General features: G+C 34.7%; 25 protein-coding genes. 7 read left to right on the plus strand and 18 right to left on the minus strand.

The window, feature by feature from the left end:
• Positions 1–2 precede the first annotated feature (2 nt).
• The 6 genes from V7S79_RS09595 to aroQ are packed head-to-tail and all read right to left on the minus strand — an operon-like array spanning position 3 to position 4396.
• On the minus strand, positions 3–956 hold the full coding sequence (locus tag V7S79_RS09595; protein WP_459490367.1) for a glycosyltransferase family 2 protein: 954 nt from the start codon (positions 954–956) through the stop codon (positions 3–5).
• A 49-nt stretch (positions 957–1005) separates the two neighbouring features.
• Entirely contained in the window at positions 1006–1722 is a 717-nt protein-coding gene (locus V7S79_RS09600; protein WP_459490368.1) for a tRNA1(Val) (adenine(37)-N6)-methyltransferase, read from the minus strand.
• Entirely contained in the window at positions 1709–2329 is a 621-nt protein-coding gene (locus tag V7S79_RS09605) for a ribonuclease H1 domain-containing protein (RefSeq protein ID WP_459490369.1), read from the minus strand. Before V7S79_RS09605 ends, V7S79_RS09600 begins: the two co-directional genes overlap by 14 nt.
• Position 2330: 1 nt before the next feature.
• Entirely contained in the window at positions 2331–2900 is a 570-nt protein-coding gene (locus V7S79_RS09610) for a MarC family protein (RefSeq protein WP_459490370.1), read from the minus strand.
• A 5-nt stretch (positions 2901–2905) separates the two neighbouring features.
• Complete coding sequence (locus tag V7S79_RS09615) at positions 2906–3967, minus strand: aminotransferase class V-fold PLP-dependent enzyme (protein ID WP_459490371.1); 1062 nt, start codon at positions 3965–3967, stop codon at positions 2906–2908.
• Positions 3968–3970: 3 nt separating this feature from the next.
• Positions 3971–4396: a type II 3-dehydroquinate dehydratase gene (gene aroQ, locus V7S79_RS09620; RefSeq protein ID WP_459490372.1), complete on the minus strand. Its 426-nt coding sequence runs from the start codon at positions 4394–4396 to the stop codon at positions 3971–3973.
• Between the two features lie 92 nt (positions 4397–4488).
• Between aroQ and xerD the strand changes: the two genes are divergently transcribed.
• Positions 4489–5397: a site-specific tyrosine recombinase XerD gene (gene xerD, locus V7S79_RS09625; protein ID WP_459490373.1), complete on the plus strand. Its 909-nt coding sequence runs from the start codon at positions 4489–4491 to the stop codon at positions 5395–5397.
• A 10-nt stretch (positions 5398–5407) separates the two neighbouring features.
• Here the strand turns inward: xerD and V7S79_RS09630 are convergent, their stop codons facing one another.
• The 4 genes from V7S79_RS09630 to V7S79_RS09645 all read right to left on the minus strand — a co-directional run bounded on the left by V7S79_RS09630 (position 5408) and on the right by V7S79_RS09645 (position 9943).
• A complete protein-coding gene (locus tag V7S79_RS09630) occupies positions 5408–6379 on the minus strand; it encodes a UDP-glucuronic acid decarboxylase family protein (RefSeq protein ID WP_459490374.1) in 972 nt (323 codons plus the stop codon).
• A gap of 83 nt (positions 6380–6462) precedes the next feature.
• A complete protein-coding gene (locus V7S79_RS09635; protein WP_459490375.1) occupies positions 6463–7773 on the minus strand; it encodes a UDP-glucose dehydrogenase family protein in 1311 nt (436 codons plus the stop codon).
• Between the two features lie 83 nt (positions 7774–7856).
• A complete protein-coding gene (gene pafA / locus V7S79_RS09640) occupies positions 7857–9488 on the minus strand; it encodes an alkaline phosphatase PafA (protein ID WP_459490376.1) in 1632 nt (543 codons plus the stop codon).
• On the minus strand, positions 9485–9943 hold the full coding sequence (locus V7S79_RS09645; RefSeq protein WP_459490377.1) for a type I restriction enzyme HsdR N-terminal domain-containing protein: 459 nt from the start codon (positions 9941–9943) through the stop codon (positions 9485–9487). The genes pafA and V7S79_RS09645 overlap by 4 nt, the downstream gene beginning before the upstream one ends.
• A 72-nt stretch (positions 9944–10015) precedes the next feature.
• On the opposite strand from V7S79_RS09645, the gene V7S79_RS09650 reads away from it, so the two are divergent.
• Positions 10016–10789: an AMP nucleosidase gene (locus V7S79_RS09650; RefSeq protein WP_459490378.1), complete on the plus strand. Its 774-nt coding sequence runs from the start codon at positions 10016–10018 to the stop codon at positions 10787–10789.
• A 54-nt stretch (positions 10790–10843) separates the two neighbouring features.
• On the opposite strand, the gene V7S79_RS09655 is transcribed toward V7S79_RS09650, so the two are convergent.
• Genes V7S79_RS09655 through argS form a run of 4 tightly spaced genes read right to left on the minus strand, consistent with a single transcriptional unit; the run spans position 10844 to position 15535 of the window.
• On the minus strand, positions 10844–12193 hold the full coding sequence (locus V7S79_RS09655) for a tetratricopeptide repeat protein (protein WP_459490379.1): 1350 nt from the start codon (positions 12191–12193) through the stop codon (positions 10844–10846).
• A 27-nt stretch (positions 12194–12220) separates the two neighbouring features.
• Positions 12221–13132, minus strand: a complete 912-nt coding sequence (locus V7S79_RS09660; protein WP_459490380.1) for a 1,4-dihydroxy-2-naphthoate polyprenyltransferase — start codon at positions 13130–13132, stop codon at positions 12221–12223.
• A 2-nt stretch (positions 13133–13134) separates the two neighbouring features.
• Positions 13135–13761, minus strand: coding sequence for a glutathione peroxidase (locus V7S79_RS09665; protein WP_459490381.1), 627 nt, complete (start codon positions 13759–13761; stop codon positions 13135–13137).
• Position 13762: 1 nt separating this feature from the next.
• Complete coding sequence (argS, locus tag V7S79_RS09670; RefSeq protein WP_459490382.1) at positions 13763–15535, minus strand: arginine--tRNA ligase; 1773 nt, start codon at positions 15533–15535, stop codon at positions 13763–13765.
• Between the two features lie 116 nt (positions 15536–15651).
• Between argS and V7S79_RS09675 the strand changes: the two genes are divergently transcribed.
• On the plus strand, positions 15652–16218 hold the full coding sequence (locus tag V7S79_RS09675) for an L-threonylcarbamoyladenylate synthase (protein ID WP_459490383.1): 567 nt from the start codon (positions 15652–15654) through the stop codon (positions 16216–16218).
• Positions 16219–17658, plus strand: a complete 1440-nt coding sequence (locus V7S79_RS09680; protein WP_459490384.1) for a CCA tRNA nucleotidyltransferase — start codon at positions 16219–16221, stop codon at positions 17656–17658.
• Positions 17659–17717: 59 nt separating this feature from the next.
• Here the strand turns inward: V7S79_RS09680 and V7S79_RS09685 are convergent, their stop codons facing one another.
• Genes V7S79_RS09685 through V7S79_RS09695 form a run of 3 tightly spaced genes read right to left on the minus strand, consistent with a single transcriptional unit; the run spans position 17718 to position 19461 of the window.
• Positions 17718–18347, minus strand: a complete 630-nt coding sequence (locus V7S79_RS09685) for an NAD(P)H-dependent oxidoreductase (RefSeq protein ID WP_459490385.1) — start codon at positions 18345–18347, stop codon at positions 17718–17720.
• A 59-nt stretch (positions 18348–18406) separates the two neighbouring features.
• Entirely contained in the window at positions 18407–18985 is a 579-nt protein-coding gene (locus V7S79_RS09690; protein ID WP_459490386.1) for a YceI family protein, read from the minus strand.
• Between the two features lie 26 nt (positions 18986–19011).
• A complete protein-coding gene (locus V7S79_RS09695) occupies positions 19012–19461 on the minus strand; it encodes a MarR family winged helix-turn-helix transcriptional regulator (RefSeq protein WP_459490387.1) in 450 nt (149 codons plus the stop codon).
• A gap of 121 nt (positions 19462–19582) precedes the next feature.
• On the opposite strand from V7S79_RS09695, the gene V7S79_RS09700 reads away from it, so the two are divergent.
• Entirely contained in the window at positions 19583–20194 is a 612-nt protein-coding gene (locus V7S79_RS09700) for a Maf family protein (protein WP_459490388.1), read from the plus strand.
• 97 nt (positions 20195–20291) lie between these two features.
• Here V7S79_RS09700 and V7S79_RS09705 read toward each other — a convergent pair whose 3' ends face one another.
• Positions 20292–20618 (minus strand): HesB/IscA family protein, encoded by a 327-nt coding sequence (locus V7S79_RS09705; RefSeq protein ID WP_459490418.1) that lies wholly within the window; start codon positions 20616–20618, stop codon positions 20292–20294.
• A 153-nt stretch (positions 20619–20771) separates the two neighbouring features.
• Between V7S79_RS09705 and sufC the strand changes: the two genes are divergently transcribed.
• Both sufC and sufD read left to right on the plus strand, forming a co-directional pair.
• Positions 20772–21524: a Fe-S cluster assembly ATPase SufC gene (gene sufC / locus V7S79_RS09710; protein ID WP_459490389.1), complete on the plus strand. Its 753-nt coding sequence runs from the start codon at positions 20772–20774 to the stop codon at positions 21522–21524.
• 1 nt (position 21525) lies between these two features.
• On the plus strand, positions 21526–22812 hold the full coding sequence (sufD, locus tag V7S79_RS09715; RefSeq protein WP_459490390.1) for a Fe-S cluster assembly protein SufD: 1287 nt from the start codon (positions 21526–21528) through the stop codon (positions 22810–22812).

Below are 22812 nucleotides of genomic sequence, written 5' to 3' on the forward strand. Positions count from 1 at the left end.
AACTAGGATATTTCTTCCTTGATTTGATACTGGGTTGTTTTGTCAGAATTGGTTACAAGCAATTCACCAATAAATCCAGCTAAAAATAATTGAACCCCTAAAATGATTGCGACCAATGCCAGATAAAATAGTGGATGGTCTGTAACATTTCGATATTTTAGGTTTTGTGAAATATTGTATAATTTTTCACCGATTAACCAACAAGTAATGATGGTTCCCGTAAAAAAGGATAATATTCCTAAGCTACCAAACAGGTGCATGGGTCTTTTTCCAAATGTTTGTACAAAGGTGATGGATAATAGATCTAAAAATCCATACAAAAATCTTTCCAAACCAAATTTAGTTACACCATATTTTCTCGATTGATGCTGAACAACTTTTTCTCCAATCTTGGTAAAACCATTCCATTTGGCTTGAACAGGAATGTAGCGGTGCATTTCTCCGTATAATTTTAAAGTTTTTACCACTTTTAATTTATAAGCTTTTAAACCACAATTGAAATCGTGTAAATAAACTCCTGATATTTTACGTGTAGCTGCGTTATATAATTTGGTAGGAATGGTTTTAGAAATGGGATCAAATCTTTTTTGCTTCCAACCAGACACTAAATCATAACCCTCCTCTGTAATCATTTTATATAATCCTGGAATTTCATCCGGAGAATCTTGTAAATCAGCATCCATGGTAATGACTACCGAACCTTGTGCCAATAAAAAGCCTTCATGTAAAGCAGCGGATTTTCCATAATTCCTGGCAAAAGAAATCGCTTTGATGGTGCTATATTCTTTTTTTAATTCCTGCAGAACTTCCCAAGAATCATCTTTTGATCCATCATTGATGAAAATCATTTCATAAGAAAATTGATTTTCTTGCATAACTCTATCTATCCAAGCACAAAGCTCTGGAAGAGATTCTGCCTCGTTGTAAAGAGGAACAATAATTGAGATTTGTAACATCGATTTATCTTGTCAAGCTTGCAAAAATACAAAATACTACGGTTATTTTTTATGGGAAAATTAAATAGTAGGGTTGAAGTAGATTTTTAAATACATCGGAATATTCATTTGATGCATTTTTAATGGTCAATTTTGAAGTTTTTTTATCGGTTTTTGAATGAGAAATGAGCGCTATTTGACGGAGTAATGGCAATGATGGATTAGGGTAAATTTCAATTAATTGATTGATATATAGATTCTTATCAAAAAGTGATTTTTCAAATATTTGCATATTTAATGCTGGATACAAAACAAGAGCTTGTCCATGGGTATTTAATAATTGACTAATGGCATTTGATAAATCATTTGGATCCAACAAATCGCTATGAATGGCAATATGTTTGCTTTGATTTTGGTTTGCTAAATGGTTACTGAAAAATGGAGGATTGCATACAATGAAATCGAATAATTCCTTCGACTTGAAGTCATTTAAATCAATATTGATGACTGTTAATTTATTTGAAAGCGGAAATTTGTTGAAATTTTCTTGAGCTAATTGCGCAACTTCCGTATTTATTTCTATTCCAGTGATGTTTGATTCAGGACATTTTTGGGCCATCATGCAGGCTAAAAGTCCAGAACCTGTTCCAATATCAAGTATATTTCCTTTGGCAAAATTACTGGCAATGGCGCCTAATAAACAGGCCTCTGTGCTTATTTTTAATCCAGGATCACCGTGTGCTAATTGAAATTTTTTGAAAGTAAAGATGGATCTATTTTCTGCCATAATCAGCTGGATTTTCTCCCCAATCTTCTGTTTCCCATTTTAAAATGGGCGTTTCATAGGTATTGTTGTGTAACCACTCCAAGGCTTTATCCACTCGTTGAAATAAATCCGCATTTTTGGCATTTCTTTCAAGTGTCGTTTTAATCGCTTTCTTTTTTACCCAAGCAATGGCTGTTCTGGAATCAGAATAAATGGGTATGCTATAGTTTTGTTTTTTCAAATAGGCCAATCCATGCACTAAAGCTAAAAATTCGCCTAAATTGACTGTTCCTTGTGGGAAAGGGCCTTGAGCAAATAAAACATCTTTTGTTTCGGTATTAACGCCTTGGTATTCCAAAACTCCAGGATTTCCGGAGCAAGCCGCATCCACCGAAATACTTGGGACAATCGGTTTGGAATGGCTGCTACTTTTTAATTTTACTTGCTTAGGTTGTATACTCGCCCAATAATTTTTCTTAAACGCCTCTTCTGCGTCTTTGAGCGTATCAAATGATTTGTATTGAGCACTTTGAAAACCCTTGATTAGTTTTTCCGCTTCTTTCCAAGAATCAAAAACACCTGTTTGATGGCCAGCCCAAATCACATAATATTTTTGTTTTTTCGCCATATTAAAACAATCTCGTTTTGAATATTTTAATAGCAATGGCAATCAAAATAACTCCAAATACTTTTCTCAAAATTTGTGTACCTACATTACCTAGTTTTTTCTCAATCCAGGTGCTTGACTTCAATACAATGTAGATGAAGATTAAGTTGATGAAAATACTTATGATGATATTTTCTTCTTCAAATTGTGATTTAAGGGAAATTAAGGTGGTCATGGTTCCTGCCCCAGCAATGATTGGGAAGGCTAATGGCACAATCGAATGCGAACCATCTGCTATTTCTTCTGGTTTGAAAATGTTTCTTCCGAGTGTCATTTCCAGACCTATTAAGAATAAAATTAATGCACCTGCTACAGCAAATGAATTCGTGTCAACACCCAATAAACGCAAGATGAATTTTCCTGCAAAAAAGAAGCCCAACATGATTAATCCTGAAACCAATGTGGCTTGCTCTGGATGAATATCTCCATTCTTTTTTCTTAAATCGATAATAATAGGAATCGATCCTAAAATATCAATGACAGAGAATAGAATCAATGATGAAGATACAATTTCTTTAATATTGAAGTTCATGGCTATTATTTTAATAAGTGAATGAGTGTTTCAATGTCTTCCAAAGTATGGCTCGGGAAATTCGCAATACGAATGGTGCTTTCTTTCCATTCACCGTAACCTTTACCTAATTCAATATTGTTCATTTGACACAATTGTTGAATCTTTTTTACTTGATCTGGCTTTCCTTCTAAGGCAAGAACAGTTGGTAGCCTTAAGCTTTGGTTTTTAATTAAAAAGGATAATTCAAACCTGTTTTTTTTCATCCAAAAATCTTCCCAAATTTTCATTTTGACTTTCGTTTGTTGGTCAATTTCTTTGATATTTGGTAAAGTCTGACTCAATCTGTTTAGTAAATAAATACCCAACACATTGGGTGTATAGTGAGTTTGATATAATTTTCTGTTTTCTTCCATCAAAAGAATGGAGTTGTAATGATCTTTTCTTCCCAAAGATTCTGCTCTTCTAAGAGCCTTGGGAGAGCAAATTAATACACCTAATCCCGCTGGAATTCCCATGCATTTTTGAACAGAGGCTAACCAAACATCTGCTTGTTGCCAATCCAATTCAATGCCAGCCATGGAAGAAGTTGCATCTACAGCAATAATCAGATCATCTTGAGAACCAAAATCGCTTCTATCTATTTTTTGGCCAGTGCCGTTGGAGGTTTCACTTTGTACTACACAAATGGTGTCAATATTTTCTAAAAGATTATCGGGAGATTGTTTTAAAAAATCTGATAAACTTTCTTCTTTTTCAAAAGTCAAATCTTTGGCATTCGGAACAATTTCTTTGGTATAATGGGCCCATTTTTTGCCAAATGCCCCATTGTGCAAGTGTAAAGAATTTTTAATGATTAAAGATTGGGCAACAATTTCCCATGCTTCTGTTGCAGAAGAAATGAAATAAATGGTGTAATCCTCTGGAATATTCCATTTTTGATGAAGTGACTCTAAGGTTTCTCTGAGCAAAACTTCAAAACGTTCGCTTCTATGATTAATGCTCACAATACCATTCTCATAGGCTTCTTGAATGAATTGCAAGCTTTGAGGGTAAACTTTTGAAGGTCCGGGGTAAAATGATAACATTTTTTAGATAAATGAATTCAGGCCTAATTCGTATCCTCTTAATCCAAAACCAATGATAATACCTTTGCATTTGGCACTTAAATAACTATGCGATCTATAACTTTCTCTCGCATGTACATTGGAAATATGTATTTCAATCACAGGTGTTTTAATGGCCGAAATAGCATCTGCAATGGCAATAGAAGTATGCGTATATGCCCCTGCATTAACTAATATACCATCATAACTGAAGCCCACTTCATGTAATTTGTTGATGAGTTGACCTTCTTCATTGGATTGGAAATAAGTAATGTCTAATTCTTTTGCGAATTTATCTTGTAGTATTTCCAAATATTGTTCAAAAGTTTGGTGGCCATAAATTTCTGGTTCTCTTGTTCCTAATAAGTTTAAATTAGGGCCATTCAGGATTAAAATTTTCTTCTTACTCATGATTATTCATTTTAGATCAGCACTTATCTTCTACCAAAGGATGTAAAAATACGTAATTCCTCTAAATTTACATGTTTGTTTTTGAAAAATGCATGTGGGATAAAGAAATCCAAGCTTTTGGTAATTATTTGAAAATTGAAAGAGGTCTATCTAATCATTCTTTAGAGGCTTATTTACGTGATATTCAAAAATTGGGTAATTATTTGTTTCAAACAGGATTTTCTGAATTGACGGTAGAACAGGTGGAAGAATTTCATCTGATGGCATTTTTAAACGATTTGCATGGTTTGGGGATTGAGCCTAGTTCGCAAGCAAGGTGTTTATCTGGAATTCGCAGTTTTTTTCAATATTTGGTTTTTGATGATGTCTTAAAAATGGATCCTACAGTCCATTTAAAAAGCCCACAAAAGGCTAGAAAACTTCCTGATACTCTTTCTTATGATGAAATTGTGGCCATTTTGGAACAAAATGACTTAACAAACAATGAAGGTGTACGTAATCGAGCCATGTTAGAAATGCTTTATGGGGCTGGATTACGTGTTTCAGAATTGATCAATTTGAAATTGACAGATATTTATGAAGATATTGGTTTTTTGAAAGTCAGAGGTAAAGGAGATAAAGAACGACTCGTTCCTGCAGGGAAAGATGCATTTTATTATTTGAAATTATACATTGAATCTGTTCGATCTACTATTTCCGTCAAAAAAGAAGCATTAAACATTGTTTTTTTGAATAGAAGAGGGGGGGCATTAAGCAGAGTAATGGTCTTTTTGATTTGTAAAGATTTAGCACAAAAAGCTAAAATTGACAAGTCTATTAGTCCACACACTTTTCGGCACTCCTTCGCTACACATTTGATTGAAGGAGGTGCCGATTTAAGAGTTGTTCAAGAAATGTTAGGGCATGAATCTATTTTGACCACAGAAATATATACCCATTTGGATCGGGCTTATTTGAGTCAAATCGTTCAAGACTTTCACCCGCTGAATAAATTGAAATAAGAGTGCTGAATTAAAAAGATTTATGTTCAGCCATTCTGTGTAAATCTTCTGGACTCAAAGATTTGAAATATTCATAAGTAATTTTCAAACCTTCCGCGCGAGAAACTTTGGGCTCCCATCCTAATAATTCCTTAGCTTTTGTAATATCAGGTTTACGTTGCTTTGGATCATCCGTTGGTAATGGAAGTGAAATCAGTTTTTGGGAGGTTCCTGTTAATTTGATGATTTCTTCTCCAAATTCTTTGATGGTAATTTCATCTGGATTTCCAATATTCACTGGTTGGGCATAGTCACTCAAAAGTAAACGATAAATTCCTTCCACTAAATCATCTACATAGCAAAATGCTCTTGTTTGAGATCCATCACCGAACATGGTTAAATCTTCACCTCTTAGGGCTTGACCGATGAATGCAGGCAAAACACGACCATCATTCAATCGCATTCTTGGACCATAGGTATTAAAAATTCGAACGATTCTTGTTTCTAGACCATGAAATGTGTGATAAGCCATGGTCATGGCCTCTTGGAAACGTTTAGCTTCATCATATACTCCTCTTGGGCCTACTGGATTTACATTTCCCCAATATTCTTCTGTTTGTGGATGAACCAATGGGTCTCCATAAACTTCAGATGTTGAAGCAATCAATACTCGAGCATTTTTAACACGAGCCAAACCCAGGCAATTATGAATACCTAAAGAACCCACTTTTAATGTTTGGATAGGGATTTTTAAATAATCGATAGGAGAGGCTGGCGATGCAAAATGCAAGATATAATCTAATTCACCCGGTACATGGATAAATTTCGAAACATCGTGATGATAAAATTCAAAATTAGGGAGTTTAAAAAGATGCTCAATGTTTTTTAAATCACCTGTAATTAAATTATCCATGGCAATGACATGATAACCTTCTTTGATGAATCTGTCACAAAGATGTGAACCTAAAAAACCTGCACCACCTGTTATTAATACTCTTTTCATAAATTTATATCTTGTAAATTTTATCAAATTTAAATGATGTAAAACCTCTTATCTTTTACCTCTTACCTCTTACCTCTTACCTCTTACCTCACTACCCCTCTTCCGATAGAATAATACGTATAACCTAATTCTTTCATTTGTGGTAATTCGTATAAATTTCTACCATCAAAAATGACTTTGTTTTTCAATAAGGCTTCCATTTTATCAAAATCTGGAGTCCTAAATTGAGGCCATTCAGTAACAATTAATAAGGCATCTGCATCGGAAATAGTATCATAGGGGCTTTTACAAAAAGTAACTTTATCGCCTAAAATTGCCTCCACATTTGGCATAGCTTCAGGGTCATATACATGCACCTCGCAACCCAATTCCAATAAAGCATCAATATTATAAAGCGCTGGAGCCTCACGAATATCATCTGTATATGGTTTAAAAGCTAAACCCCAGATAGCGATTTTTTTACCTTTCAAATCATTGTTGAAATGTGTAACGATTTGAGGCAATAATTTCGTTTTTTGCGACTCGTTCACTTTCATTACACTATCCAAAATATGGAATTGGTAATTGTTTTCTTCTGATGTTTTTGCTAATGCTTGAACGTCTTTTGGGAAACAACTTCCGCCGTATCCGATTCCTGCAAATAAAAATCTTTTTCCAATGCGAGAATCTGTACCAATACCTCTTCTGATGTCATCCACATTCGCACCCACTAACTCGCATAAATTAGCGATTTCATTCATAAAAGTAATCTTAGTGGCAAGAAACGCATTCGCTGCATACTTGGTCATTTCTGCCGAGCGTTCATCCATAAAAATGATTGGATTCCCTTGACGTACCAATGGTGCATATAATTTTGACATTAATTCTTTTGCCTTGTCTGACTCTGTTCCAATAACCACTCGGTCTGGTTTCATAAAATCTTCAACAGCCACACCCTCTCTTAAAAATTCGGGATTAGAAACTACATCAAATTCTACTTTTGCCTTTTTTGAAATGGCATTTTTTACCAATTCAGACGTTCCAACAGGAACTGTACTTTTGTCAATGATGACAGTATACGATTCTAACAAAGGGCCTAAATCATCGGCAACTTGTAAGATATATTTCAAATCTGCAGATCCATCTTCTCCTGGAGGGGTTGGTAGAGCTAAAAAAATGACCTTAGCATTTTTAATGCCTTCTGATAAATTAGTGGTGAAAGTTAATCTTCCTTCTGCTGTATTTCGTAAAAATAAATCTTCTAAACCAGGCTCATAAATAGGTATTTTGCCTGATTGCATCAATTTGATTTTTTCTTCATTAATGTCAACACATGTTACATAATTACCCGTTTCTGCAAAACATGTACCCGTAACTAATCCAACATAACCTGTTCCAACAACAGCAATTTTCATAAATTATTCTTTAATATGTTCAAAAATTTAGCACAAAAGTAAGGCATTTTCTTTAAAAAATCTTATTTTCAAAAAGGCTTTCGTTATAACTTAAATGGAATCACGCTTCCAATGCTTCCGCTCGGCTCCATACATTTGAGCCAATTAGCTAAAGTAGTAGAAATATCTGAAATGCTAGTGCGCTTGGTGTACTCATTGGCTTGCACTTTCCATCCATAAAACAACAAAGGGACATGCGTGTCATAAGCGTATAAAGTACTGTGAGTAGTACCTGTTTTATAACCCATAAACCATTGTGGTTTCAATAAGATCATGAAATCACCGCTTCTTGCAGGATTGTATCCATTTTCTGCCAAGGTTTTGTAATTGGAAATTAAGCTACTTGCGTAAATTTTCTGCATATCAACTAACTCAGAAAACCCTTCCGTTTTTTGATAAGCCTTTCTTAAAACTGTTTCTAATTTATGTCTGTCAATGCCCATTTTATTCATCAAGGTATGATTTAAATAAATTTGAGAATTATCTTCAGCTAAAATTAAATTCACATCTCCAAACTCTGATGTAATGGCTTTTTTGACTTCCTCTGTTGCCTTATTTTTATCATATATTCCACCGGGCATTTTTTTACTAGTTAAAAATCCAGGAACCTCCGCCACAGCATGGTCTGCAGTTAAAAAAACAAGTACATTATCTTTGCCAAATTTCTTATCCAAAGTGCTTAAAATTTCCTCAATCTCACGATCTAATCTTAAATAATTGTCTTCCAATTCAATGGATTGTGGTCCAAATGCATGGCCAATATAATCCGGAGAGGAAAAACTAATGGCTAAAAAATCGGTTGTTCCATTTTGGCCTAATTTTTCCGCTTCTATTGCTTTCAAGGCAAAATCTTTGGTAATGGTATTGCCATAAGGTGTACTTCTAAGTACCTCCAATGGATTTCCTCCTTTCAAATCATGTGGGAAAGTAGGTGTTTTTTCACCAGGTAATTTTGTTTCAAATGGATTATCATCTACATAACTTTGCGTATAGGTAGCAATCGGGTAAAGTGTATTCCAACCTTGTGCAACGTATTTTTTGGCCAATTCTTGAGCATTGAAATCTTGAACCCATTTCGGTAATTCGTTGAAATAAAAAGAAGAACTAATGAATCTACCTTCTTTGGAATCATACCAATAAGACCCATCTGCCAAATGACCACCCGGTAAAATCGCACCTCTGTCTTTTAATGCAACTGCAATTGTTTTAGAGCGAAAGTTTTGAGAAATTTTTAATTGATCTGTAATGGTACTTGTCCATAAATTCTTTGGCGACATAAGACCTGTATTTCCTGTTGTTCCAACTGTTTTTACGGTTGAATCTTCCGTACAATATACCTTTTTGCCCGATTTTACATCTGTCCATTCATTGCCTACAATGCCATGGACCGCTGGTACAGTTCCTGTGTAAACACTGGCATGACCTGCAGCAGTAACCGTTGGAGCATAATTATAATGATTGTCTTGGCAATTTAAACCTTCTCTCATTAAACGCTTAAATCCTCCATCAGAATATCGATTGTTGTATTTGTTTAAATAATCATATCTCATTTGATCCACAACAATTCCTACTACCAATGCCGGTCTTTTAGGAAGTGTTTTAGCTTTGCTTTGAGCAAACGAAAATTGTGAGAAGCTGATGAAACTACATAAAAAAATGATAAAAAACTTTTTCATAAATAGGTTGGAAATTGATTGTTGGAAGTTGAATCTATACTGTTATTATTCATGTTAAATGTTTGAATCTCTAAACCATTGGTCATTGAAATGTATTGTGCCTGATGGTTTTTTTGGTATTGGCTAATTTGTGCCAAAGTTACATCAGAAATTGCTATATGTGGTGCTTTACACTCGATTAATAAATAAATACTGCCATTGGGTTGATATACTCGAATGTCTGTTCTTCTGTTTAATTGATTGACTTTCATTCCACCTTCTATCTGAATCATTCCTGCAGGATATTTCAAATGCTTGGTAAGGTAATTTAAACAGTGTTGTCGTACCCATTCCTCTGGACTTAAAAACCTGAATTTTTTGGCAATTTCATCGAAAATATAAAGTTTCCCTTCCTTTTGTTTTAATTTGTATTCAAAGGATGGAAAAAGTAATGTTAGATTAGGATTGAGCTCCATTTAGGCTAATTTGAATCAACATCTAAATTAATCTTTTTTAATCTTAATTTCATCACACTTATAAAAATATACATGAAGACGAAGGAAGAAATAGTGCAAAATTGGCTACCTAGATATACAGGTACCTCCATCAATGATTTCGGTCAATATATCTTATTAACGAATTTTCGAAATTATGTGGATATGTTTGCTGCTAAATATGATGTGCCAATTTTAGGTTTAGATAAACCTATGCAAACAGCCACAGCAAATAATATTACCATCATCAATTTTGGCATGGGTTCGCCAATGGCAGCCACAGTGATGGATATTCTTTCTGCCATCACTCCAAAAGCAGTATTGTTTTTAGGTAAGTGTGGAGGTCTTAAGAAAAATTTGAGTTTGGGCGATTTAATTCTTCCCATTGCAGCGGTGAGAGGAGAAGGAACTTCAGATGAATATATGCCAAAAGAAATTCCAGCCTTACCTTCATTTCGTTTGCAAAGAGCCGTTTCTTCCATGATTAAAAAACATGAATTAGATTATTGGACTGGCTTGGTTTACACCACCAATCGAAGAGTTTGGGAGCATGATGAAAAATTCAAATCTTATTTGACGGAAATTCGCGCTATGGGAATTGATATGGAAACTGCTACAATTTTTACTGTCGGATTTGTAAATAAAATTCCACACGGTGCTTTGTTGTTAGTATCAGATAACCCAATGACTCCCGATGGCGTAAAGACAGAAGCCAGTGATAAAAAAGTGACTTCCAATTTTGTAGAAACTCACCTTCAAATTGGAATAGATTCGTTAGAAGAATTAGCTAATTCAGGAGAATCAGTGAAGCACTTGAGATTTGAATAGTCGTTAATTAATTGCAGCCTTTTGATCTTTTCAAAAAGCTGCTATTAAAAATATTTAATTACAATAATCGCGAATGACTTGATAGGCTTGGTTATAGCCTAATTCTCCAGATTTACTTAAATCCAAACAGCCAGAAGCATCATTCAAGGCTAATTTAATCAAGCCTCTCACAAAATAAGATTCAGCATATTTGGGATTCAATTTGATGGCATTCGAACAATCTTGAATCGCACTTCTTTGGTCGCCTAAAATGGATTTCGCCATGGCACGCATAAAATAGGCCTCCGAGTATATTGGATTCAATGAAATCGCTTTGTTATAATCTTCCATGGCTTGTTTAGGGTCGCCTGATTTAGCTTTCGCTACCCCTCTATTGAAATAAACTTCTGATTTTTCACTTGAAAATTCAGCCATTTTGATTTTGTCTTGTACACCATTTCTTAATTCATCCAATTGGATCTTGCCCATTTTAGCTGTGTAAAGAATTTTTTGACCTTCTAAATTTCCTTGGTCAGCCGCTTTTGAGTAATCTTCAATAGCTCCTCTTGGATCGCCTAATTTCGATTTTACAAATGCTCTACCATACAATGCAGCCATTTTATTTGGATCCAATTCCAACGATTTGTTAAAATCTTCTAATGCACCTTTCTCTCCATTTTCTCCTCGATAATTTTCTAATTGAGTTTTGCAAAAACCTAAATTGAACCAATCATCAGCATCATCTGGACTGATTTTAATTGCCTCATTGTAATCTTTTATGGCTGCTTGGAAATCACTTAATTTCATTTTAGCATATGCCCTTCCAGAAAAATATCCTGCTCTTTTTGGACTAATTTCAATCGCTTTGTTAAAATCTTCAATACTATTTTTAAAATCACCCAATTTGATTTTACAATCGCCTCTGGCTGCTAAACAGGGAGCATAATCAGGGGCTAATTCTAGCGATTTGTTAAAATCTGATAATGCGCCGCGATAGTTTTCTAATTTACCTTTCGATAATCCTCTGCTGTAATAAGCGGAAGGCTCCAATGGATTTAAACGGATGGCTTCGTTGTAGTCTTGAATGGCAACCTTATGGTTATCTTTTTTGCTATAACTTTGTCCGCGAGCAATAAAAGCTTCAAAATAAGTAGGCTTTAATTCAATGGCTTTATCAAAATCAAAAATTGCACCTTGGAAATCTTTGAGATTATATTTAGCAAATCCTCTGTTGTAAAATGCGATCGGATCTGGGTTCGCTGAGTTTTTTTCAATTTCTAAACTGAAAAAACGCAAAGCCTCGGAATAATTTCCCGTTTTGTTTTGTGTCAATCCTTGTTCTAAATAATTACTTGCATCTTGTGCGAAAACAAGCTTAGTACAAACAGATAATAGAAGTGCTAAAAGTGATATTTTAAATTTCATGAAAGGTTTTTTTGTAAAATTAAGAAATCAATGGCTAAGAAAAATTTTAACGACACCAAAAATTAAAATTAACCACAGGGTACTCAAAGATGTTTTCTTTAAAAATGGGTCAATTTCCTTCGGGCTCATAGTAGGTTTAAGTGATCTACTGATTTTTATAAGCGGATAATAACCCACCAACAAAGCAAAATTTTGTACGTTTGAAAATTCTTGTCCAGTTATGATTGGATATAATCCAAAGCCCAAGATGGCTGCAATAAACAAAGCTTGTTGGTAGAAAAAACCATTTTTCTTGCCAATGCGAACAGGAATAGAGTTTTTTCCATTTTTGATATCATTTTCGATGTCTCGAAGATTATTCAGGTTTAAAACTGCCACAGAGAGAAATCCACAAGCAGAGGCAGGAAGAAGTACATTCCAATCAATATTTTTTGTTTGTAGAAAATAAGTTCCAAATGTACCTACCCATCCAAAGAAAATAAAAACGGAAATGTCACCTAGCCCCATGTACCCATAAGGTCTTTTACCAATGGTATAAGTGATGGCTGCTAATATGCATAATAGTCCTAAGCCTAGGAAAAATAACCAAGCTTCTGGGCTCGAATCTTTTAAACTAAAATACAATAAAACGATTCCCGAAATAAACGAAATGACCGATAATGCGATGATGGCATTTTTCATTTCTTTGCTACTAATTTTTCCTGTTTGAACGGTTCTCAAAGCTACCTTTCGGTCTTTGGTATCTATGCCGTTTTTAGTGTCGCCGAAATCGTTGGCGTAATTGGAAAGAATTTGAAGAAATACAGTAGTAATGATTGCTAATAAGGCAATTAAAAAAGAAAAACTTCCACTGGAATAAGCTAATATATTACCTAATAATATACTTGCTAATGCCAATGGAAGAGTTCTTGGTCTTGAAGCTTCAACCCAACGATTCATATTTATTTTTTCAAAGCTTCTAAAAATTCAGGGCTTGATGGTTTAATTCCTGATGCAAAAAAGTTGGTTAACTCACCTTTTTCATTAATGACATATTTGCAGAAATTCCAGCTTGGTTCTTTGTCATTCCAACCATTTTTAGATTTGTCGGTCAACCATTGGTATAAACTGCATTTCCCTTCTCCTTTAACAACCACTTTTTCCATCATTTGAAATGAAACACCGTAGTTTTTCTGACAAAAACTGGCAATTTCTGTGTTTGTTCCAGGTTCTTGTCCACCAAATTCATTGGCAGGGAATCCCAATACAACAACATCCTTGTTTTCTTTGTGGAATTTTTCCCAATCCGCATATTGTGGCGTATATCCACATTTAGAAGCGGTATTTAAAATAACCACTTTTTTGCCTTTGAATTGGCTTAAATCAATCTCTTTTCCATCAATTCCTTTCATTTTGAATTGATAAATGGTTGAAGGGGCTACATTTGTACTCATTTCGGATGGTCTGTTTAACACTTTTTTTTGCGTAAATGGGAGGGCTAAAGCCGTCAAAATTGATCCAATTTTCATCATGTTCGTTATCATAAGTATCAAAGTTAATAAGGTGAAAAAAAAGATAACACGTTTCATGTTACATTCGTTCAGGTGAAACAATACCTAATAAACTACAACCGTGTTTAATTGTTTTGCCAGTAAGACGTGTCAAAGTTAATCTTAAATTCTTTTTATCAACATTTTCTTCATTTAAAATACTAAGCTCATTGTATAATTTATTGAATTGCTTCGCTACATCATAAATATATTGAGCAATGATTGAAGGAGAATATTGATCACAAGCTTCTTCAATTTTCTGAGCATATTGACCCAATAAATAGATTAACTCTTGCTCGCATTCAGCTAATTCTACTGAATCATTTAGATCTATATCATTCATATTATTCGCTTTTCGTTCAATCGATCGAATTCTTGAATGGGTATATTGAATGAAAGGTCCCGTGTTTCCTTGGAAGTCAATGGATTCTTCAGGATTAAATAACATGCGCTTTTTAGGGTCCACTTTTAATAAGAAATATTTCAAAGCTCCTAATCCCAAATGCTGAAATAATTGCGTCGACTCATCCTCTGAAAAACCTTCAATTTTCCCTAGCTCAAGAGTTCTGTCCTTCGCCGTTTGAATCATTTCCGCCATTAAATCATCCGCATCCACGACGGTTCCTTCTCGCGATTTCATTTTTCCGCTTGGCAAATCTACCATGCCATAAGATAAATGATAATTTCCTTGGGAAAATGGCTTGTTTAATTTCTTTAATATGTGAAACAACACTTCAAAGTGGTAATCTTGTTCATTACCAACCACATATACTGATCTATTGGCACCAAAATCTTGATACTTTAATTGGGCCGTACCCATATCTTGTGTGATATAAACAGAGGTGCCATCTTTTCTCAAAACCAATTTTTCATCTAAACCTTCATTGCTCAGGTCAATCCAAACTGAACCATCTTCTCTTTTGAAAAATACACCTTGTTGAATACCTTCTTCAACTAATTGTTTGCCTAATAAATAGGTGTTGGATTCTCTGTAAATTTTATCAAAAGTAACGCCCATCGTTTGATAACTTTGCGCAAAACCTTCAAATACCCAAGTGTTCATTTTTTTCCAAAGGGCAATAACTTCAGAATCGTTTTGCTCCCATTTTAAAAGCATCTCTTGCGCTTGAATTAAAATGGGCGCTTCTACTTTCGCTTTGTCAGGTTCTATTCCTTTCGCAATTAAATCTTCAATCTCTTGTTTGTAAGCCTTGTCAAAAGCTACATAATATTTACCTACCAAATGATCTCCTTTTAGACCGCTACTTTCTGGTGTTTCATTGTTGCCAAATAATTGGTAGGCCAACATGGATTTACAAATATGGATTCCTCTGTCGTTCACCAAATTTGTTTTAATCACTTCATAACCTCCAGCTTTTAAAATTTCTGCGACTGAATATCCCAAGAAATTATTACGTAAATGGCCTAGATGTAAAGGTTTGTTGGTATTGGGTGAAGAATATTCTATCAGTACTTTCTCCGTTTTTGGAGCTAAATCCAAGCTTTCTTGTTGCGCTAAAAGTTGTAAAGAGTTAACCCAAACAGAATCGTGCAAAGAGATGTTTAAAAAACCTTGAACCACTTGAAATGCTTTTACCTCTTGGCAATTGGCTAAAACAAATTCACCCAGTTTCTGTGCAATTTGTTGCGGAGCCATTCCAGCTTGCTTAGTAAATGGAAAAACGACCAGCGTGTAACTTCCTTCGAATTCTTTTTTAGTTTCTTGAAGCGAAATTTCGTCAACTTCTATTTGAAACAATGATTTTAAACCGTTTTTTAAACTATCTATTAAAATGGATTCAATACTTGACATGTTTGCTCAGCTAGATTTATGTATGGCATGTTTTCAATCTGCAAAGGTAGCCATTTCAAATTAAACAATCCTTTAAGACCTTCACAAAAGAGGAAATTATCTTTACCTTTGTGCCTATGATGCCAAATATTTATACAGAAGCGGTTCAATCATTGAAATCAGGTGGAGTAATTTTATATCCTTCTGATACCATTTGGGGTTTAGGGTGTGATGCTAGAATGGACGCGGCGATTGAGAAATTATTTCAAATTAAAAATAGACCCATCGACAAGGGTTTGATCTTGTTGATTTCTAAAATAGAGCAATTGAGCGAGTATGTGGAACAAGTTCCAGACATCGCTTGGGATTTGGTTGAATTTGCGGAAGATCCATTAACAGTGATTTATCCCAAAGGTAAAAATGTTAGTCAACATGTATTAGCTCCTGACGGTAGTATTGCAATTCGTTTGGTCAAAGATGAATTCTGTAAAGGTTTAGTTTATCGATATCAAAGAGCCATCGTTTCAACATCCGCTAATTTATCAGGAGAAGAATCTCCGAAAAATTTCATTTCCATTCATGAATCCATCAAAAATCAAGTGGATTGCATTTTACAAAATCCCAAAGGAGAAAATAAAGAGATAAAGCCTTCCAAAATTGTGAAATTAGGTTTAAATGGTGATTATTCTATGATTCGTAAATAAATGAAAACAGGAAAAGAAATTATAGAACATCCCATTTTTGCCAAAATTGGTTTAGCAGCAGACCGTTTAGGTTTGGATGCTTATGTCATTGGAGGTTATGTGAGAGATAGTATTTTAAATCGACCTTGTAAAGATATCGATGTTGTTTGTATCGGATCTGGAATCGAACTGGCAGAGGAAGTGGCCAAAGAGTTTAATTTACCGGAACATGCTGTTTCTATTTTTAAAAATTTTGGTACAGCCATGTTAATGGTAGACGATTGGGATTTGGAATTTGTTGGAGCGAGAAAGGAATCTTATAACCGTGATTCTCGTAAGCCAATCGTTGAAGAAGGTACTTTGGAAGATGATCAAAACCGAAGAGATTTTACCATCAACGCAATGGCTGTACAATTGAATCAAGCGTCTTTTGGGACTTTTTTGGACCCCTTTGATGGTATGAGTGATTTGCAGAAAAAAATCATCCGAACTCCTTTAGAACCCAAAATTACTTTTTCTGATGATCCACTAAGGATGATGCGTGCTGTTCGCTTTGCGGCTCAGTTAGGATTTGATATTTTCCCAACCACTTTTGATGCTTTAATTGATGAAAGAGAGCGATTAGCAATCATTTCTATGGAGCGCATATCAGAAGAGTTGAATAAAATCATATTAACGAAAAAACCGTCTTACGGCTTTTTGTTGCTGGATGCCTGCCAAATTTTACCGATTATTTTTCCTGAATTCATGAAATTGAAGGGAGTAGATACGGAAGAAGGAAAAGGACATAAAGATAATTTTTATCATACTTTACAAGTATTGGACAACATAGCTTTACACACCAATGACCTTTGGTGGCGCTGGGCAGCCATTTTACATGATATTGCAAAACCAGCAACTAAACGATTTGATACCAAAAAAGGCTGGACATTTCATGGGCATGAAGAAATGGGTGCGAGGCAAGTACCTTCCATTTTCAAACGCTTTAAATTGCCATTGAACGAGAAAATGAAATTGGTTCAAAAGCTGGTTCGATTACATCTAAGGCCCATTGCACTTTCGAAAGAAGAAATCACCGATGCTGCCTTGCGTCGACTTCTTTTTGAAGCTGGGGATGAATTGGAGGCTTTGATGACGCTTTGTAGAGCGGATATTACTTCCAAGAACGGTGATAAGGTGAAGCGATATTTGCGAAACTTTGATCTGGTTGAAGAAAAATTAAAAGAGGTAGAAGAAAAAGATCAATTGCGTAATTTTCAACCAGTGATTACTGGTGAAATTATCATGGACACCTTTGATTTAGGACCTAGTAAAGAAATTGGAATTATTAAATTAGCTATTAGAGAAGCTATATTGGAAGGTTTAGTCAGGAATGACTTTGAGTCAGCCTGGGAATTCATGATTCAAGAAGGGGAGAAGTTGGGTTTGAAAGCGGTGAAAAATAGCAGTGATTTTGCCTAAAAAAAAGCCTAAGAAATTAATCTTAGGCTTTTTAATGATATAATTTTGAACAACAGATATTATAATTTCACTACCAATTCATTCATTGGGTAACGAACCTTAGCTGCGCCTGTCATATAATCAGCAGATTCATCTCTGTATCCAACTGTTAACAATAAAACAGAGTGTAAACCTTGAGCTTGTAAGCCTAATAGTTCATCAATCTTAGCCGGAACAAATCCTTCCATTGGAGTAGTGTCAATTTTCAATTCAGCAGCGGCAGCTAATGCTGTCCCCATCGCTAAATATACTTGACGATCCGCCCAATTTGCTTGAATTTCTTTTGGCAAGTTTAACATTGAACCTACAATGGCATTTTTGTAATCTGTAAGAGCTTCCAAAGGTGCATTTCTTGTCTCTGCCACTAATTGAATAAAAGCATCAATTTTTTCTTGCGTGATATCATTCCAAGCAGCAAATACCAAAACATGAGATGCTTCAGTAATTTGTGGTTGACCATAAGCTATCGGTTGAATTTGTGCTTTTAACTCTGGACTATCAATCACAAAAACTTTGTAAGGTTGTAAACCAAATCCAGAAGCAGATAATTGAATTGCTTCTAATAGCGTATCAATCTTTTCAGAAGGAACTGTTTGTGAGTTCATTCTCTTGGTGGCATAACGCCATTTCAATGAGTCAATAATCGACATGTTTGTGGATTTAAAATGTGAAAATGTAAAAATAGGGGCTAAATAGCCCCTAAAAATGATTATTCGCTTACTAAAGAAACTGTTAATGCGAAATCATCGTAGATAGCTTTGTCCCCGATTGATTCGAAAAATTTCTTAGAGCCGTATTTAATGTTATAATCTGTTCTGTCCAAAGTAATGGTTGCAGAAGCAGCTACTTTACCACCAGCAACTGAAATTTGAGCTGGAAATGTAATAGCTTTTGTAATTCCTTTGATTGTCATATTACCAGAAACTTGGTTACCTGCTACTTTAGTGATAACAAAATTAGCTGTTGGGAATTTTTCTACTTCAAAGAAATCTCCAGAAGTAATGTGGCTAATGAATTTTTGATTGTAACCTGGATCAGTTAAATCTTTACAAACAATTGATTTTAAATCAATGGTAAAGTTTCCTCCTACTAATTTGTTGCCATCTACAGCTAAAGATCCTTTAGAGATGTTGACTGTTCCATTGTGCTCACCAGTTACTTTTTTTGCTAACCAAACAACTTTACTAGCTGATGTTGAAACATTTACTGGTTTTGGTGCTGCATTTACACTAGTTAATGTGGTAAATCCAACTACTAAGGCTGATAATAAAATTTGTACTTTTTTCATTTTTATAAAATTTAATTGTTAAAATACTAACTGCGGAATTGATCTAGAAGTTCATTCAATTGCTTTAAATTAATAGCTCCAAGTTTTGAAAAACGTTGATTCCATTTTTTCTGAATCAAATCAATTTGGCTAAGTAACTCTAATCCAGCAGGTAAAATTAAAATGTCAACGGCTCTTCTGTCGTTTGGACATTCTCTTCTGATCACTAATTTTTTTTCTAAAAGTTTATCAACCAAGCGAGAAGCATTGGATGTTCGGTCCAACATTCTCTCAATAATGGCTAAGACCGTCATCGGTTTTCCATTTTGTCCCCTTAAAATTCTAAGCACGTTGTATTGTTGCATCGTTAAGCCAAAGGGTTTCAAAAGGTCATGTTGTTGTTGAGCAACCCAATTACCCGTAAAAATGACGTTCAAAAGGGCTTTTTGCTCTTCTGAAGTGAAATTTTCTTGCTTGATATCTTGGTCTATTCCCATTTTTGAAAAATTGATGTTACAAAATTAAATGTATTTACATTAAATACAAATGTTTTTAATAATTATTTTTTCAAATAGGGGAAATTGCCGCTCATTTTACAAATTTTACTTATTTTTAGGCATGCAAAATAATCTCAATTTACAGTTCCCATTGATTCTTGCTTCTAATTCACCCAGGAGAAAAGAGATTTTAAGTCAAGCAGGATTTGATTTTACAATTTTACCTTCAGATATCGATGAGTCGTTTCCAGACAGTATGTTGGCACGCGATGTTCCTACCATGCTGGCGGAAAAAAAAGCGAAGGCATTGAATGAATCTTGTGCCGGACAATTAATATTGGCAGCAGATACGGTTGTGATTGTAGATGGAAAGATTTTGAATAAACCCCTCAATAAATCCGAAGCGCGTCAAATGCTTGTCGATTTATCTGGGCGTACACATCAGGTGATCACAGGATTTGCCTTAGCAGGTCCGAATGGAATTCAAAGTGCATCTGATGAAGCCTTGGTTACTTTTAAATCCTTGGCAGATTGGGAAATTGATTTTTATGTCCGTGGAGGCTCTGGTTTGGATAAAGCGGGTGCTTATGGCGTACAAGATTTTATTGGAATGGTTGGCATTGAACAAATCGTCGGGTCCTATTACACTGTCATGGGATTACCCATTTTTAAAGTGTATCAATTTTTATTGCCTTATATTTTGGAATCCAAGCAAGGAGTGTTGGAATTGTAGTTTTAGGTAATAGGTAATATAGGTAAGAGGTAATAGGTAAGAGGTGGGAGTTATCTGATAACTAAAAACTTTTACCTATTACCTATTACCTTTTACCTCAAATAGAGAAGCTTTCCCCACATCCACAAGTTCTTGAAGCATTGGGGTTTTTAAATTGAAACCCTTTGCCATTCAAACCATCTGAGAAATCAAGCTCTGTTCCAGCAAGATATAGGATGGATTTTTTGTCGACCATAATTTTAATTCCTTTGTCTTCAAAAATCATGTCCGTTTCTTTGGCTTCTGAAGAAAAATCCAAATTATACATTAATCCAGAACAACCGCCACCTTCTACGGCAACACGAATATGATACTGATCGTTTAAGCCTTCCTTGTCTCTTAATTCCTTGATTCTGTCTGCTGCTAAATCACTAACTGTTACCATTTCTATTCTGAGTTTATCTTCAATTTCACTACAAATGTAAAAAAATAATTCATATAAAATCAAGTTATTTATATTGATTCTAAATAAACTATGGTTTTTAAGATTTAATCGAATTAATTTTGTGAACATTTTTAAGATTCAAATCAATAGAATATGCTTTCCATTAAAAATTTACATGCTCGAATAGGGGAGAAGGAAATATTAAAAGGAATTAACCTTGATATAAAAGCTGGGGAGGTTCATGCAATCATGGGACCCAATGGTTCAGGAAAATCAACATTAGCTTCAGTTTTGGCTGGTAGAGAAGATTATGAGGTGACAGATGGCTCGGTTGATTTTTTGGGTAAAGATTTGTTAGAATTGGCACCAGAGGAACGTGCAGCAGAAGGTGTTTTCTTGGCTTTTCAATATCCTGTCGAAATTCCAGGTGTTTCTACAACCAATTTTTTAAAATCGGCTGTGAATGAAATTCGTAAATACAGAGGTGAGGAACCGATGGATGCTGTTCAATTTTTGAAAATGTTCAAAGAAAAAATGGCTTATGTGAATATTGATCAATCATTGTTATCAAGAGCACTAAACGAAGGTTTTTCAGGTGGAGAGAAAAAAAGAAATGAAATTTTCCAAATGGCTGTTTTGGATCCTAAATTAGCCATTTTAGATGAAACTGATTCGGGATTAGACATAGACGCCCTGCGAATTGTAGCCGAAGGTGTGAATAAATTGAAAAGTCCTGACAATGCAACTATCGTAGTAACTCACTACCAACGTCTATTGGATTACATTGTTCCTGATTTTGTACACGTTCTTTACAAAGGTCGAATTGTTAAGTCGGGCGGTAAAGAATTGGCTTTAGAGCTAGAAGAAAGAGGTTATGATTGGATTAAATCTGAAGTAGATCAATAATATGTTAAATCAAGAATTAGTAGATAATTTGCAAGCAACTGCCAATCATTTGAATATAGATTCAAATCAGAAGATTGCATTGCAAAAATTTATAGAGGCTGGATTTCCGACTTCCAAGTTAGAGGAATGGAAATATACTTCTTTGAAATCGATGAATGAAGTTGCTTGGGAATGGGCTAGTCAATCCAATGCTTGCTCAAATGCATCTCCAGTCGATTGGAATCCATTATTTACCATGCAAACCTGCAATGGACATACAAGCTTCCAATCAAATCAAGCGATTGAAGGTGTCGAGTTTTTAGCTTTTGATGATTTTATTCAAAAGTGTCCAACGTTTTTATCTACATGGAATGCTAAGGATCCTATTTTAGAGGAAAATGCACTTTTTGATTTAAATGCAGCGTTAGTTAATCAACATTCAGTCCTTTGGATAAAAAAAGATACTAAATTATCTCAAATTGCTTTACATCAATTTTGTTTAAATAATTTAAACAAATCAACTGCTATTCAGTCGAAATTGATTATTTATTTGGAAGAAGGGGCTGAATTTTCATTGATGGAGCGTTTGAGCTCATCAGTAAATGAACAGGTACAATTGTCCAATTATGTGCAAGAAATTTGGGTTTCAAAGTCGGCTAAATTTACTTATATCAAAGAACAGGATTTCCAAAATAGTGTCAACCACATTGACCATACGTATATTTATCAATCAGATGATAGTCAAGTAGATACCTTTACTTTTTCTATCAATGGAGGCTTGATTCGCAATAATTTACATTTTTACAGCAATGGTTCTCAGATCATTTCAAATTTGAATGGTTTGTACGTACCGGGTGATCATCAATTGATGGATACACATTCAGTTGTAGATCATCGAATGCCCAATTCTGAATCGAACGAATTATACAAAGGTGTCCTTTTAGGAAGTTCTACTGGGGTATTTAATGGAAAGATTTTTGTTCGTCCAGATGCTCAAAAAACAAATGCTTTTCAAAGTTGCAAAAATGTGTTGGCTTCAACGAAAGCAACAATGAACACCAAACCTCAATTGGAAATTTGGGCAGATGATGTGAAATGTTCGCATGGAACTACTACGGGTCAATTAAGCGATGAAGCATTGTTTTATATGCGTTCTAGAGGAATTTCGGAACAAGTAGCTAAAACATTATTGTTATTAGCTTTCGTGCAAGAAGTAATTGATCGTGTAGAAAATGAAGCAATTCGAGTAGTGATTTCTCAAAAAATCGTTTCAAAGATTCAAAAATCTTTGGATATAACGCTTGCTTAA

The sequence above is a fragment of the Aquirufa sp. ROCK-SH2 genome, from assembly GCF_054558315.1.